Origin of the sequence: Paenibacillus sp. V4I9, assembly GCF_030817295.1 — a bacterium.
In the GTDB taxonomy this organism is placed as follows: Bacteria; Bacillota; Bacilli; order Paenibacillales; family NBRC-103111; genus Paenibacillus_E.
Map to the genome: position 1 here is coordinate 1,178,626 of NZ_JAUSZE010000001.1, position 14,802 is coordinate 1,193,427.

Here is a 14,802-nt window from a genome sequence, read left to right on the forward strand (position 1 = left end):
AAGATTTTGATGTCCACCCCCAAAAAGATAACCGGTTGGGCGAATTCTTGTAGCATAACACAGGAACCCTTCGCGAAGGCTCCACATTATTTATGAAACTATATGAATAAGGGAGAGGGAACTTGAATGAAAAAGAATCTAATGAAGAAATTTGTAGCAACTGGACTTGTACTAACAATGGTAATGGGGGGCGCTACAGCAGCGTTTGCCAAAAATAATGACCATGAGGATAACGATCGTGGTAAACGCACTGAAAGCAAAGGATACGATACTAATAAATATAATGTAAAAGGCAATATTCAAATCCGCATTAATTTTGATGATCTCAAAAGTGCTCAATGGGCAATGCGTTACATAGCAAGTCTAGCATCTAAGCAAGTATTCGAAGGTTATGAAGATGGTACTTTCAAACCTGATAAGTCCGTTTCTCGTATTGAAGCCATCACGGCAGCTGTGAGATTGATGGGCTTGCGTGAACAAGCTGAATCCGCTGCTGAAATGTCTACAAAATTGAATTTCAAAGATGCAGACAAGATCCCTGCTTGGGCTGTAGGTTACGTAGCCGTAGCACTTGAGAATGATCTGTTCACAGAAAGTGATGACGCTGTTCAACCGCAAAAAGAAGCTGATCGCTTGTGGGCGACTACTCTTTTGGTGAAAGCTCTGAAATTAAATGCAGAAGCTAAGGCGAAAATGAACACAGCACTTACATTTAAAGATGCTAAGCAAATCCCAGCAGGTTCTGTTGGTTATGTTGCAGTAGCTATCGAAAAAGGACTAGTTGACGGTTTTGAAGATAATACTTTCAAACCAAATCAACCTGTAACACGTGCTCAACTGGCCGCTTTATTGGATCGCACTGGTAACCAATTGCCAGAAGATCAAAGTTCTATTACAGGCACTGTGAACGCAGCAGTTTACAACAACGTGCTTTCAGTTACTAAAGCCGGAGTTTCTACTCAGTACGTTCTTCATCCAGATGCATTCATTTTGCGTAATGGTGTGAAAGTAGCTCCTGCCGCTATTCAAGTTGGCGATGAAGTGAAGGTTCGTACATTCAATAATACAGTTGTATTTGTCGAAGTAACGAAGTTGGCTGAAGTTAATCAATCCTTCGATGTTTTGGGTACGTTGAATGCGACTACGCTTAATGCTCAAGGTAAGATTACTACCATTTCCATTACTCAAAATATTAACGGCAACAACCAAACAACGATTTATAACGTGTCTGCTGATGTTGCTTTGACAGGTAACTTAGGCGCTTTCACACAAGGTCATCTGATCCAGCTTAAAGGACAGAACCAAGTAGTTACTTCTATTGATGTGAAATAATAAAAGCACCATTCGAAAGATATAGAAAAGGTTAGATACATACAGTTGGCTCCTTGCTTATTTATAGCAGGGAGCCAACTGTGCTTTTTAGCTGTATAATCTTGCTTTAATTGAGGGAAACTGATCTTTGTCTTGCATTGCGAAGAGACTTTGAGCTACGTTTAAAGATCCCTATATTAGGAGTTGGACTATTTATGGACGAAACACTCATGGCTACATTTAAAAGGTATTATGCCGATTACCGAGGCGCTGCAAATGTTGATCAAAGCTTTTCAGATGCTCACCAAGCCATTGCTTATCATGTAATAGAGCAAACCGACCAATTCGCTCAAGAGGGAAACCTTGCTGGTATTCAAACCTTGATCCGCGAATTCAAAGAGATTGGTTTGGTTGTAGGGCCTAGCAATGATTCATTAAAGGAGCGTTTCGAGCAGGAACTTGTAGAGCAAGTGCTTAATCGAGCGCCTTCGTAAAAAATATGTCGAATAGGTGTTGAATTATTCAAGTTACCATGATATATTATTAATCCGGCTAAAACGAGCTGAATTTTTTATCGAAAAAAGTAAAAATAAAGCTTGCATTTGATTAGGCGATTATGCTATATTATAAATCCGGCCGAGAGAGTAGGACGGAAAACGAAAGAAATTGATCTTTGAAAACTGAACAACGAGTGAGTAAGCACGAACGAGAAATCGTTCAAAAAGAGATTGCAAAATCTCGCTAGCAACGCAAATGAGCAATTAAGCTTTCAGATAGTTTTACTATTATGGAGAGTTTGATCCTGGCTCAGGACGAACGCTGGCGGCGTGCCTAATACATGCAAGTCGAGCGGATTTATCCTTCGGGATAAGTTAGCGGCGGACGGGTGAGTAACACGTAGGTAACCTGCCTATAAGACTGGGATAACTATCGGAAACGATAGCTAAGACCGGATAATTGGTTTTCTCGCATGAGAGAATTATGAAACACGGAGCAATCTGTGGCTTATAGATGGGCCTGCGGCGCATTAGCTAGTTGGTGAGGTAACGGCTCACCAAGGCGACGATGCGTAGCCGACCTGAGAGGGTGAACGGCCACACTGGGACTGAGACACGGCCCAGACTCCTACGGGAGGCAGCAGTAGGGAATCTTCCGCAATGGACGCAAGTCTGACGGAGCAACGCCGCGTGAGTGATGAAGGTTTTCGGATCGTAAAGCTCTGTTGCCCTAGACGAACAGCAAGAGGAGTAACTGCCTTTTGTGTGACGGTATAGGAGAAGAAAGCCCCGGCTAACTACGTGCCAGCAGCCGCGGTAATACGTAGGGGGCAAGCGTTGTCCGGAATTATTGGGCGTAAAGCGCGCGCAGGCGGTTAATTAAGTTGGGTGTTTAAGCCCGGGGCTCAACCCCGGTTCGCATCCAAAACTGGTTGACTTGAGTGTAGGAGAGGAAAGTGGAATTCCACGTGTAGCGGTGAAATGCGTAGAGATGTGGAGGAACACCAGTGGCGAAGGCGACTTTCTGGCCTATAACTGACGCTGAGGCGCGAAAGCGTGGGGGAGCAAACAGGATTAGATACCCTGGTAGTCCACGCCGTAAACGATGCATACTAGGTGTTGGGGATTCGATTCCTCGGTGCCGAAGTTAACACAGTAAGTATGCCGCCTGGGGAGTACGCTCGCAAGAGTGAAACTCAAAGGAATTGACGGGGACCCGCACAAGCAGTGGAGTATGTGGTTTAATTCGAAGCAACGCGAAGAACCTTACCAGGTCTTGACATCCCTCTGAATACGGTAGAGATATCGTAGGCCTTCGGGACAGAGGAGACAGGTGGTGCATGGTTGTCGTCAGCTCGTGTCGTGAGATGTTGGGTTAAGTCCCGCAACGAGCGCAACCCTTGATCTTAGTTGCCAGCACTTTGGGTGGGCACTCTAAGATGACTGCCGGTGACAAACCGGAGGAAGGTGGGGATGACGTCAAATCATCATGCCCCTTATGACCTGGGCTACACACGTACTACAATGGTCGGTACAACGGGAAGCGAAGCCGCGAGGTGGAGCCAATCCTTATAAGCCGATCTCAGTTCGGATTGCAGGCTGCAACTCGCCTGCATGAAGTCGGAATTGCTAGTAATCGCGGATCAGCATGCCGCGGTGAATACGTTCCCGGGTCTTGTACACACCGCCCGTCACACCACGAGAGTTTACAACACCCGAAGTCGGTGGGGTAACCCGCAAGGGAGCCAGCCGCCGAAGGTGGGGTAGATGATTGGGGTGAAGTCGTAACAAGGTAGCCGTATCGGAAGGTGCGGCTGGATCACCTCCTTTCTATGGAGACTCGGATCTGATAGATCCAGTCAAGTATCTTCGGATACAAAACGTTTACTCACTCGTGTTCAGTTTTGAAAGAGCAATCTTTCAAACGCAAGTTGACAACCAACATCGCTTTGCGAATGTAATGGTTGCAACATTGTTCCTTGAAAACTAGATAACGAAACAAAACGTAAAGTAAGAACTTAGGTTGTGTGATTCTTTTGGATCATACAAAAATCTTTAAAGTTTTTTCTAGGTTAAGCTAGAAAGAGCACACGGAGGATGCCTAGGCACTAGGAGCCGAAGAAGGACGTGGCGAACGACGAAATGCCTCGGGGAGCCGTAAGCAGGCTTTGATCCGGGGATGTCCGAATGGGGGAACCCAGCTGTGGTAATGCGCAGTTACTCTATTGTGAATACATAGCAATAGTAGAGGCATACCCAGGGAACTGAAACATCTAAGTACCTGGAGGAAAAGAAAACAAAAGTGATTCCGTCAGTAGCGGCGAGCGAAAGCGGAATAGCCCAAACCAAGGAGCTTGCTCCTTGGGGTTGTAGGACCTCGTTGTGGGGTTAGTTCGGTAGGCGAAGCGATCTGGAAAGGTCCGGCATAGAAGGTAAAAGCCCTGTAGCCAAAATCGAACGAAACCCCTAGAGGTATCCTGAGTACGGCGGGTCACGTGAAACCCCGTCGGAATCCGGCAGGACCATCTGCCAAGGCTAAATACTCCCTAGTGACCGATAGTGAAGCAGTACCGTGAGGGAAAGGTGAAAAGCACCGCGGAAGCGGAGTGAAAAAGAACCTGAAACCGTGTGCTTACAAAAAGTCAGAGCCCTCTATATGGGTGATGGCGTGCCTTTTGTAGAATGAACCGGCGAGTTACGTTCCCGTGCGAGGTTAAGCCAGAAAAGGCGGAGCCGCAGCGAAAGCGAGTCTGAATAGGGCGCTTTAGTACGTGGACGTAGACCCGAAACCGTGTGATCTACCCCTGTCCAGGGTGAAGGTGAGGTAACACTCACTGGAGGCCCGAACCCACGCATGTTGAAAAATGCGGGGATGAGGTGGGGGTAGCGGAGAAATTCCAATCGAACTCGGAGATAGCTGGTTCTCCCCGAAATAGCTTTAGGGCTAGCCTCGGATGTTGAGTTGTGGAGGTAAAGCACTGATTGGGTGCGGGGCCCGCCAAGGGTTACCAAGTCCAGTCAAACTCTGAATGCCACAAACTTAAATCCGGGAGTCAGACAGTGAGTGCTAAGATCCATTGTCAAAAGGGAAACAGCCCAGACCATCAGCTAAGGTCCCCAAGTGTGTGTTAAGTGGGAAAGGATGTGGAGTTGCACAGACAACCAGGATGTTGGCTTAGAAGCAGCCACCATTGAAAGAGTGCGTAATAGCTCACTGGTCGAGTGACTCTGCGCCGAAAATGTAACGGGGCTAAACACGCCACCGAAGCTATGGCTTGCACATGAATTTGTGCATGGGTAGGGGAGCGTTGTATGTACGTAGAATTCTGACCGTAAGGACAGGTGGAGCGCATACAAGTGAGAATGCCGGTATAAGTAACGAAAAGATCAGTGAGAATCTGATCCGCCGAAAACCTAAGGGTTCCTGAGGAAGGCTCGTCCGCTCAGGGTAAGTCGGGACCTAAGGCGAGGCCGAAAGGCGTAGTCGATGGACAACAGGTGGAAATTCCTGTACCACCGTAGCCGTTATGAGCAATGGAGTGACGCAGAAGGATAGTGACGCGAGCTGATGGATGCTCGTCCAAGCAGTGAGGCTGATGTGTAGGCAAATCCGCACATCGATAAGGCTGGGCTGTGATGGGGAGGGAAATTTAAGTACCGAAGGTCATGAGTTCACACTGCCAAGAAAAGCTTCTAGCCAGGCGAAGGTGCCCGTACCGCAAACCGACACAGGTGGGTGAGAAGAGAATTCTAAGGCGCGCGGAAGAACTCTCGTTAAGGAACTCGGCAAAATGACCCCGTAACTTCGGGAGAAGGGGTGCCTCGGTAGGGTGAATAGCCCGAGGGGGCCGCAGTGAAAAGGCCCAAGCGACTGTTTAGCAAAAACACAGGTCTGTGCGAAGCCGCAAGGCGAAGTATACGGGCTGACGCCTGCCCGGTGCTGGAAGGTTAAGAGGAGTGGTTAGGGACCTCGGTTCCGAAGCTATGAATTGAAGCCCCAGTAAACGGCGGCCGTAACTATAACGGTCCTAAGGTAGCGAAATTCCTTGTCAGGTAAATTCTGACCCGCACGAATGGCGTAACGACTTGGGCGCTGTCTCAACGAGAGATCCGGTGAAATTTTAATACCTGTGAAGATGCAGGTTACCCGCGACAAGACGGAAAGACCCCATGGAGCTTTACTGCAGCTTGATATTGGACTTTGGTACGATCTGTACAGGATAGGTGGGAGCCTTTGAAGCCTGAGCGCCAGCTTGGGTGGAGGCATCGTTGGGATACCACCCTGATCGTATCGGAGTTCTAACCTAGTACCGTGATCCGGTATGGGGACAGTGTCAGGTGGGCAGTTTGACTGGGGCGGTCGCCTCCTAAAATGTAACGGAGGCGTTTAAAGGTTCCCTCAGAATGGTTGGAAATCATTCGCAGAGTGCAAAGGCATAAGGGAGCTTGACTGCGAGACCTACAAGTCGAGCAGGGACGAAAGTCGGACTTAGTGATCCGGTGGTACCGAATGGAAGGGCCATCGCTCAACGGATAAAAGCTACCCTGGGGATAACAGGCTTATCTCCCCCAAGAGTCCACATCGACGGGGAGGTTTGGCACCTCGATGTCGGCTCATCGCATCCTGGGGCTGAAGTAGGTCCCAAGGGTTGGGCTGTTCGCCCATTAAAGCGGTACGCGAGCTGGGTTCAGAACGTCGTGAGACAGTTCGGTCCCTATCTGTCGCGGGCGTAGGAAATTTGAGGGGAGCTGTCCTTAGTACGAGAGGACCGGGATGGACGTACCGCTGGTGTACCAGTTGTCTCGCCAGAGGCATCGCTGGGTAGCTATGTACGGAGGGGATAAGCGCTGAAAGCATCTAAGCGCGAAGCCCCCCTCAAGATGAGATTTCCCAGTATGTAAGACCCCTTGTAGACGACGAGGTTGATAGGTTCGAGGTGGAAGTGCAGCAATGCATGCAGCTGACGAATACTAATCGGTCGAGGGCTTAACCTAATATAGGGATCTTTTGACGAAGTCAAAAGTCTCTCCGCTTAGGGATCTTTAATCGTAGATTAAAGTCTCTCCGCTTAGGGATCTTTAATCGTAGATTAAAGTCTCTCCGCTTAGGGATCTTTGACGAAAGTTAAAATCTCTCTACTCAGCTGACTAAGCAGCTAGCACCTACGTCTAACGTAGCCATGCACTTAATTACTTTACGAATGTTTCGTATCTAGTCTTCAGGGAATAAATCCCTACTGTGGCGATCGTGGCGAAGGGGTTAACGCACTGGTTTGTGGATCCAGCATTCGTGGGTTCAAGTCCCATCGGTCGCCCTTTTCCCTTCAATAATGGGGATTAGCCAAGCGGTAAGGCAACGGACTTTGACTCCGTCATGCCTAGGTTCAAATCCTAGATCCCCAGTTTTCTAATTTCATTTGCGGTCGTGGTGGAACGGCAGACACACCATCTTGAGGGGGTGGCGCTCACAAGGCGTGAGGGTTCAAATCCCTCCGACCGCATCCCTATTTTAAGCAAGAAACCCTTACTAGTTAAGGGTTTTTTTGTGTTATAACGGATGATGTGTAACATACAATCATGCCAAACATTTTGGTTCCATCGATAGATTCTCTTAGAGTGGCCTAAATATGTAGTCTGTTTTACTATTTTGGTTTTTTGCATACACCAAAATCACTTTCTTGGATTATTAATAGAATAGTATTACTTTTCTAAAAGAGGAGGAAGGGGGAATGATAGTATGCTTCAGTACCAAGCCCTTAATGAATATAGTGCTATGAATTACGCCCGAAAGTTAAGAAACATGTTTATGACAAATGCACAACTGGTTTGCGAAGAGATTGGCGATGGGAATTTGAATCTGGTCTTTCGTATTACAGACAAAAGTTCAGGAAAAAGCATCATAATGAAGCAAGCTCTTCCCTATGCGCGGGTGGTTGGGGAATCTTGGCCATTGACTCTTGAACGGGCACGAATTGAGAGTCAGGCATTGATTGAACAACATTCTATTTGCCCAGGTTTAGTGCCTATTGTCTATCATTATGATAGTACGATGGCCTTGACTGTGATGGAAGATTTATCGAACCACCTGAATATGCGTAAAGGATTGGTGGCTCAAGAACGCTATCCTCATTTTGCATGTCAAATTGGCACTTTTCTAGCGCGAACTTTGTATATGTCGTCTGATTTTGCATTGCCCTCTCAAGTGAAAAAGGAAAAAGTGGTTCAATTCTCAAATCCGGAAATGTGCAAGATATCCGAAAATCTCATTTTTACGGATCCCTATTTCGCTTCAGAAACCAATCAATTTAATCCATTGATAGCAGATAAGGTGGTTGAAATATGGGAGAATACCCAACTGAAACTTGAGGTCGCAAAATTAAAGGAAGGTTTCCTCACCCATGCCCAGGCACTCATCCATGGGGACCTTCATACCGGCAGCATCATGGTAACGAATGTGGATACAAAAGTGATTGATCCGGAATTCGCTTTTTATGGACCTATTGGATTTGATATCGGCGCTGTGATAGGAAACCTTCTACTTAGCTTTGCCTCCCACGAAGGACACACGAAGGACTCGCAGGAACGAATAGATTATCAAACGTATCTTCTTACGATGATCGAACAAATATGGACTTACTTTGAAAAAGAATTTAGACATTTATGGGACAAAGAATCTAAAGAAAGAATGACGGCAATCCCGGGATACGTAGATCATTTCTTACTCCAAATACTTGAAGATACTGCAGGCTATGCGGGTTGTAAAATGATTCGTAGAATCATAGGTCTAGCACATGTATGGGATTTGGAAAGCATAAATGATCCAAGTTTGCGGGCAAAAGCTGAAAAGCTAGCGCTTTCGATCGGACAAGAGTTGGTACTAGAAAGACGGCAAGTGCAAAGAATCAAAGACGTTACATCCCGTGTTAGAAAGACAGCAGGGTGGGGAGAGTTATAAAAAGAGGATTATAATTTGGGAGGTCATGTATATGACTATTAAAAAAAGAAACCATCTCTTTACTTCTGAATCGGTGACTGAAGGCCATCCTGATAAACTATGTGACCAAATTTCTGATGGGATATTAGATGCTATATATGAGATAGATCCGTATGCACGCGTTGGTTGTGAATGCTGTGTAGGTCGGGGCTTTGTTCTTGTAACTGGCGAGATTACGGCGAATGCGGTTATTGATTATCAAAAAGTTGTTCGAAAGACAATTAGTAACATTGGATATACACGAGCTGAGCTCGGTTTCGATGCTAATTCATGTGCAGTCTTAATCGCCATTAATGAACAATCTCCTGATATTGCAATGGGGGTCAACGAAGCTTTAGAAATTCGCGAAGGCAAGTTGAATGGAGGAGAGATTGAAGGAATAACTGGTGCCGGTGATCAAGGATTGATTTTCGGGTTTGCTTGTAGTGAAACCAAGGAACTAATGCCAATGCCAATAGCTTTATCTCATAAATTGGCGTATCAATTGGCTCAAATGCGCAAGAATGGTACATTACCTTATTTGCGTCCCGATGGGAAAGTTCAGGTCAGCGTAGAATATGAAGGCGATCACCCCATCCGTATCGATACGATCGTAATCTCAGCTCAACATGATCCTGAAGTGTCCCTAGAGCAAATTAAAAAAGATATGTATGAATTTGTGATTTTGCCTGTCATTCCAACTGATTTGATAGATGAAAAAACAAAATATTTTATTAATCCAACGGGCCGTTTTGTGATCGGTGGTCCAGAGGGAGATGCAGGATTAACAGGTCGTAAAATTATTGCCGATACTTATGGCGGCTATGCTCGTCATGGTGGAGGTGCATTTTCGGGTAAAGATCCCACCAAGGTTGACCGTTCGGCTGCTTATGCCGCGCGTTATGTAGCAAAAAACATTGTTGCGGCAGGTCTCGCTCAAAAGTGTGAAATTCAGATTGCTTATGCGATTGGAGTGGCACATCCCGTTAGTATAGCTATCGATACATTTGGTACGGGAATCATCGACGATGATAATCTTATTCAATTAGTTCGTAATCACTTTGATCTTCGTCCGGCAGGCATTATTAAGATGCTAAATCTGCGTAGACCTATTTATCAGAACACGGCAGCGTATGGACATTTTGGCCGTATGGATGTTGAATTTCCTTGGGAACAGACAGATAAAGCGGAATTGTTAAGAGATGCAGCAATAGGGGCAGTAAGGGAATGATCAACAACCATTACGCATTTGACTCAACACAAAAAAGCCTCTTCATCCGAAAGAGGCTTTTTATATTAATCTAAGACATCTATTTCATTAGAACCTCGAATTAATGTTTTTGTATACATTTTCTTGGGTTTTAATATATCTATTAAATAATCGACTGCAACTTTAGGGTCTACTCTCTTTCCGCAGGTGTAACCATCTATTGCCGCAAAATTTTCCTCCGGATATGTGTGAATGGAAAGATGACTTTCAGATAGAAGAACAAGTATTGAACAGCCACTTGGGTCGAATTTTTTATGGATTACTGACAGCACGGTAGCACCACTTTTCTCTGCTGCATTCACCATAATTAGTCGTAAAAAATCAACATTATCTAGAAAACTGGATTCTACCCCCCAAACGTCAACAACCGTATGCCTGCCATATGTTGAGTATTGCAAATCTATCACCCCTTCAAATGTCCAACTTACTACTATTCTATGAACAACAAATGATGAGTGATCTGGTAAAGTGACTAATTCTAGTGAAAAGCCACGAAAGGGCTTCTCGAGAATGTCGAATTAAAAGGATTCTTTTCCTATTGTGTAGAATAATTTATGTATTATGAGCTGTATCGGTTTGAAGGGGTGTTCCATTTGAAATCATTGAAAACGAAGCTAATAGGCCTTCTTACTTTTATCGCTTTAGTTCCTTTATTTTTACTAGGATTTATGAGTTATCAATATTCAAGTGGATTAATGAAAGATCAGCTTTCCAAATCAGTTCAAAAGGAACTTCACCAAGTAGATAATACTTTTGGCATGATGTATAAAAGCATAGATGAGGATTTGTTGAATTTATCAAATATGCCGGTTGTTACTCAAGCAGACGAAACGGTTTCTACCTATTTTGACAAAGAGGATGATCGTATTCAGCCTAAGTCAACGCAAAGAGTTGATATTGAAGGAGATATCTATCGTGAGTTCGAACGTTATGCGAAATATCATCCAGATACCACATACATTTATTTGGGAACGAAAGACGGCGGTTACATTCAGTGGCCCAACGATGCGATGAAAGGCGGCTATGATCCACGTGAACGTCCCTGGTACAAGCAATCTATCCTAGATCCTAATGGTATTAAACGATCCGCTCCCTACAGCTATAATGCTCCAGATGGACTTCAGACAATAGTGAGTAAAACGACTACGGTAAAAGACGCTCAGGGCCATATCATTGGAGTCATCGGTTTAGATCGCAGTCTCGCCAAGTTATCGGATATTGTGAAAAATATCCAAATTGGTTTAAGTGGTTATGTGTTTATGTTTGATGAAAAAGGGACGGTTATCGCTCATCCAAATAGCGAAGTTACTTTTTCTACATTGGAGCAATTAAACAACGGAACGGCTCTATCGACCCAAACGAAACAGCCCGTATCGTTCAATATTTCCGATTATTCCTCCTTATTAAAGCAAATCCATGGTTTTTTCGAAATGACTATTGAAGGTAAGCCCTCCTATGTTATTCTCTATCAATCCCAATCTACCGGGTGGAAAATGGCTGCGGTTCTTAGTAAAAGTGAACTATTGAGTTACACGGATTCTTTAAAATGGAGAATGACCCTCGTTGGTATGTTCATTGTTGTTCTTGCCATTCTTTTCGGGTTTTATATCGCCAGATTGCTCACGAATCCCCTGACAGAAGCCAAGGATGTGGCCGAAGCGGCTAATCAAGCCAAAAGTGTTTTTTTGGCCAATATGAGTCATGAAATACGAACGCCGATGAACGCGATTATCGGGTTTAATTATTTACTCCAACAAACTCAACTTACGGGCCAACAGAAGGATTATGTTAGGAATACGATTGTTTCGGCAAAAAACTTGCTAACGATAATAAGCGATATTCTTGATTTCTCCAAGATAGAGGCGAAGAAAGTTGCTCTGGAGCATATCGAATTCGATTTGTATGAAGTGCTGAACAATATCTCGAATATGATCGCTTTTAAAGTGGTTGACAAAGGGTTAAAATTGCAAATTTCCATCCATCATGAAGTGCCGCAAATGTTCCAAGGAGATCCTTATCGCTTAAATCAAATCTTGCTCAATCTTGCAAGTAATGCCGTAAAGTTTACAGAAAACGGAGAAGTGACCATTTCGGTGGGCGTTGTGACAAAGAATGAGCGAAGCGTCTGTTTGCGTTTTGACATTCGCGACACGGGAATCGGCATGACCGCGGAGCAGTGCGAACAGTTATTTAAAGAGTTTACACAAGCGGATATGTCAACAACGAGGAAGTACGGGGGGACAGGTTTAGGGCTTGTCATTAGTAAAAACTTTGTTGAATTGATGGGCGGACAATTTTTCATTGAAAGCGTGCCAGAGTTAGGAAGTTGCTTCTCTTTCACCGTGCAATTGGACTACTTATCGTTTACAGGCGTAAGTTTATCTCAAGATTCCAAATGGAAGTTTCTCCGCGTTTTACTGATTAGTGACAATACAGAAATGAGCTTGGTATTGAAAAATCAATTGGAGCAATTTGAGTTCAATGTCACAGTGGCGGACTCAACTGCTGATTCTATCGAACAGATCTATCAAAACGGCCGCTATGATATGGTGATCATAGATTGGAAGCTCCCGAATGCTGACGTCATTCGATTCGTAGAAAAAACCAAGATGGAGTATGGCACCCCGAAGAAAGTTATCATTCTAATTAGTGCGTTTCATGAATCCGAGCTGCAAAATGCTGTGAATTCGACTGCAATAAAAAAATTACTCTATTATCCAATCAGTCAGTCGCAATTATATAATGAGATGGCTGGATTATTTCATAATGAGATCGACAATGAACAAAACATGACTAGTAAGGAAGATCAACATTACGATGAAAAGTTTGCTACACTTCGCGATACGAACATTCTACTCGTCGAAGATAATGAGATTAATCAACTTGTGGCCAAGGCGATCTTGGATGAGTTGGGCTTGCAAGTTGATGTTGCTGAAGATGGAACTAAAGCGGTCCAGTACGCAGCTAATAAGAGGTATGATGCCATACTGATGGACTTGCAAATGCCAATCATGGACGGCTACGAAGCAGCTAGGCGAATAAGAGAACGGGATGTGGATACACCGATTATTGCTATGACTGCAGACGCTATGAAAGGCGTAAAGGAGCAAGTACTTGGGACTGGAATGAATGCCTATATTTCAAAACCGTTTGAAGCGTTTGAGTTATTCAGCGTGCTGCAGCGGGTCATTCAGGCTTCGAAACTGACGGGAGCGCAGCAAGTCGCTGCCTCTATTGCTATCGATGATACACAGGAATGAAATATGAGTAGAACAAAGAAGAGCACTCTCTAACTTGATGTTAGGAAGTGCTCTTTTTGTTCTTATGATTTGCTTGCGGAGACGGTTTCTATTTCTTTAACGCTTTGATAAATGAGGTTGAATAGCTCTTCGAGGCTGCCTTCTTCAATACAGGAGAAAGCAACGCGAAGGTCGGTAGTTCCCAGGGCGATCGTCCCTACACCATGCTGATTCAGCAAGTGTACACGTAAGGCTTCAGCATCAACGGTTCTAAGCTTCAAGCACATGAAGTAACCGGAGTTGAAGGGGTAGTAACCCCATGCATCATCGAACTTTCCGCTGTCCAGTATGGACTTGGTGCGGTTAGCGCGGCCTTTCATGATCTCGTATTTCTCCTGTTTCTGTTGACCAAACTCTGGAGAGTTAAGCGCATGAAGCACGAATGTTTGAGACGGATGAGGACCGCTGGAAATGGTCGCACGGATAATCCCCATTGTTTTCTGCTCCAAGGCGCTGAGAAGTGCTTCGCTTTGGCCTGCATACGTAATGAAGCCTACGCGGAAGCCCCAGACGTATTCTTCTTTGGTGGCTCCGTCGATTTTGACAGCGAGCACACGCGGGTGGATGTCAGCCAATTGACCGAACAAGGACTCGTGCAGGGAACCTTCGAAGAAAAGACCGAAGTATGCGTCGTCCGTAAGTACGATGACGTTGATGCCTGCTTCAGCAGCATCTTTGATGGCAGCCGTAATTTCTTTCCCCTCTTCAGCCCCAGGTGTATAGCCTGTCGGGTTGTTCGGGAAGTTCAAGACAACGATTGCTTTACCTTTGGACTTTTGAGCAAAAAGAGCTTCACGAAGTCCAGCAGCATTAAATTTTTGCTGCTCGTTGTATAACGGGTAATTCACGATGTGGGCACCGCGGCGGATTTCGAAGGTGAGCTCGTAATTTTCCCAGTTTTTATCCGGAATAATCACTGCGTCGCCAACATCTGCGAAAAGGTCAGCGGCAATGCTAAGACCATGGGTCAAGGCATTCGTAACAATCGGGTTCCCAATCAATTTACTGCCAATCTCGGGATTTTCCTCGAGCATTTTTTTGCGCCATGCTGTACGAAGTTCAGGTTTACCGGCAGGTGGAGCGTATTCATATATATCTTTTGGTGCGTAGGTGGAGAGTGTGTCTTGAATGACCTTCAGATGCATAGGTTGACCATTTTCGATAGCAATACCGATGGTAGCATTGTATTTCTTGGCTTTGGCCTTTGCTTCAGCAGATTGGCTGAGAATGCCTTCTTTCGGGAAGTAAATCGATCTACCTAATGCAGAAAGCATGTCATGCACGTGAGAATTTTCACGTTCCAGGGTCTCGTTTAACTGTCGTGCCAGAGGATTCATAAGAGTGGGTCATTCCTTCCAATGAGCTATTCATTTTTTGCAGTTATTATACCACTTTAACAAGTGTACGTCACTGCGCAAAACAAATATTTTCGGATTGCTTTTGGATACGGAA

Annotated in this window: 7 protein-coding genes, 3 tRNA genes and 2 rRNA genes; 10 read left to right on the top strand and 2 right to left on the bottom strand. The window is 45.0% G+C overall.

The features are described from left to right. The first annotated feature begins 126 nt into the window (after positions 1 to 126). The 9 genes from QFZ81_RS05785 (at position 127) to metK (ending at position 10,012) form a co-directional block, all read left to right on the top strand. Positions 127 to 1,332 carry an S-layer homology domain-containing protein gene (locus tag QFZ81_RS05785; protein WP_307447003.1) on the top strand — a complete coding sequence of 402 codons (1,206 nt, stop codon included), beginning with the start codon at positions 127 to 129 and terminating at the stop codon, positions 1,330 to 1,332. Positions 1,333 to 1,526: 194 nt separating this feature from the next. Then, positions 1,527 to 1,805, top strand: coding sequence for a hypothetical protein (locus QFZ81_RS05790; RefSeq protein WP_307601895.1), 279 nt, complete (start codon positions 1,527 to 1,529; stop codon positions 1,803 to 1,805). A 290-nt stretch (positions 1,806 to 2,095) separates the two neighbouring features. Beyond that, positions 2,096 to 3,638 (top strand): 16S ribosomal RNA (locus QFZ81_RS05795). A gap of 240 nt (positions 3,639 to 3,878) precedes the next feature. Further along, positions 3,879 to 6,803: ribosomal RNA gene (locus QFZ81_RS05800) — 23S ribosomal RNA — on the top strand. Together the 16S and 23S rRNA genes with 3 tRNA genes alongside form the textbook arrangement of a ribosomal RNA operon. Before the next feature lie 247 nt (positions 6,804 to 7,050). After that, positions 7,051 to 7,123 (top strand) — tRNA-His (locus QFZ81_RS05805). Between the two features lie 16 nt (positions 7,124 to 7,139). Then, positions 7,140 to 7,211, top strand: a tRNA-Gln gene (locus tag QFZ81_RS05810). Positions 7,212 to 7,227: 16 nt separating this feature from the next. Further along, a tRNA-Leu gene (locus QFZ81_RS05815) sits at positions 7,228 to 7,309 on the top strand. 236 nt (positions 7,310 to 7,545) lie between these two features. Continuing rightward, positions 7,546 to 8,763, top strand: coding sequence for an S-methyl-5-thioribose kinase (gene mtnK / locus QFZ81_RS05820; protein WP_307601897.1), 1,218 nt, complete (start codon positions 7,546 to 7,548; stop codon positions 8,761 to 8,763). Between the two features lie 31 nt (positions 8,764 to 8,794). Next, positions 8,795 to 10,012: a methionine adenosyltransferase gene (gene metK, locus QFZ81_RS05825; protein ID WP_307601899.1), complete on the top strand. Its 1,218-nt coding sequence runs from the start codon at positions 8,795 to 8,797 to the stop codon at positions 10,010 to 10,012. A 65-nt stretch (positions 10,013 to 10,077) separates the two neighbouring features. Here metK and speD read toward each other — a convergent pair whose 3' ends face one another. Then, positions 10,078 to 10,449, bottom strand: coding sequence for an adenosylmethionine decarboxylase (gene speD, locus QFZ81_RS05830; protein WP_307446989.1), 372 nt, complete (start codon positions 10,447 to 10,449; stop codon positions 10,078 to 10,080). 195 nt (positions 10,450 to 10,644) lie between these two features. On the opposite strand from speD, the gene QFZ81_RS05835 reads away from it, so the two are divergent. Continuing rightward, a complete protein-coding gene (locus QFZ81_RS05835) occupies positions 10,645 to 13,311 on the top strand; it encodes a hybrid sensor histidine kinase/response regulator (protein WP_307601901.1) in 2,667 nt (888 codons plus the stop codon). 62 nt (positions 13,312 to 13,373) lie between these two features. Here the strand turns inward: QFZ81_RS05835 and QFZ81_RS05840 are convergent, their stop codons facing one another. Beyond that, complete coding sequence (locus tag QFZ81_RS05840; RefSeq protein ID WP_307601903.1) at positions 13,374 to 14,687, bottom strand: aminotransferase class I/II-fold pyridoxal phosphate-dependent enzyme; 1,314 nt, start codon at positions 14,685 to 14,687, stop codon at positions 13,374 to 13,376. Positions 14,688 to 14,802: the final 115 nt, after the last annotated feature.

Excerpts from the sequence above, each read along its gene's own strand:
- QFZ81_RS05785 (WP_307447003.1), top strand. The coding sequence starts at position 127 with ATGAAAAAGAATCTAATGAAGAAATTTGTAGCAACTGGACTTGTACTA.
- QFZ81_RS05790 (WP_307601895.1), top strand. The coding sequence starts at position 1,527 with ATGGACGAAACACTCATGGCTACATTTAAAAGGTATTATGCCGATTAC.
- mtnK (WP_307601897.1), top strand. The coding sequence starts at position 7,546 with ATGCTTCAGTACCAAGCCCTTAATGAATATAGTGCTATGAATTACGCC.
- metK (WP_307601899.1), top strand. The coding sequence starts at position 8,795 with ATGACTATTAAAAAAAGAAACCATCTCTTTACTTCTGAATCGGTGACT.
- QFZ81_RS05840 (WP_307601903.1), bottom strand. The coding sequence starts at position 14,687 with ATGAATCCTCTGGCACGACAGTTAAACGAGACCCTGGAACGTGAAAAT.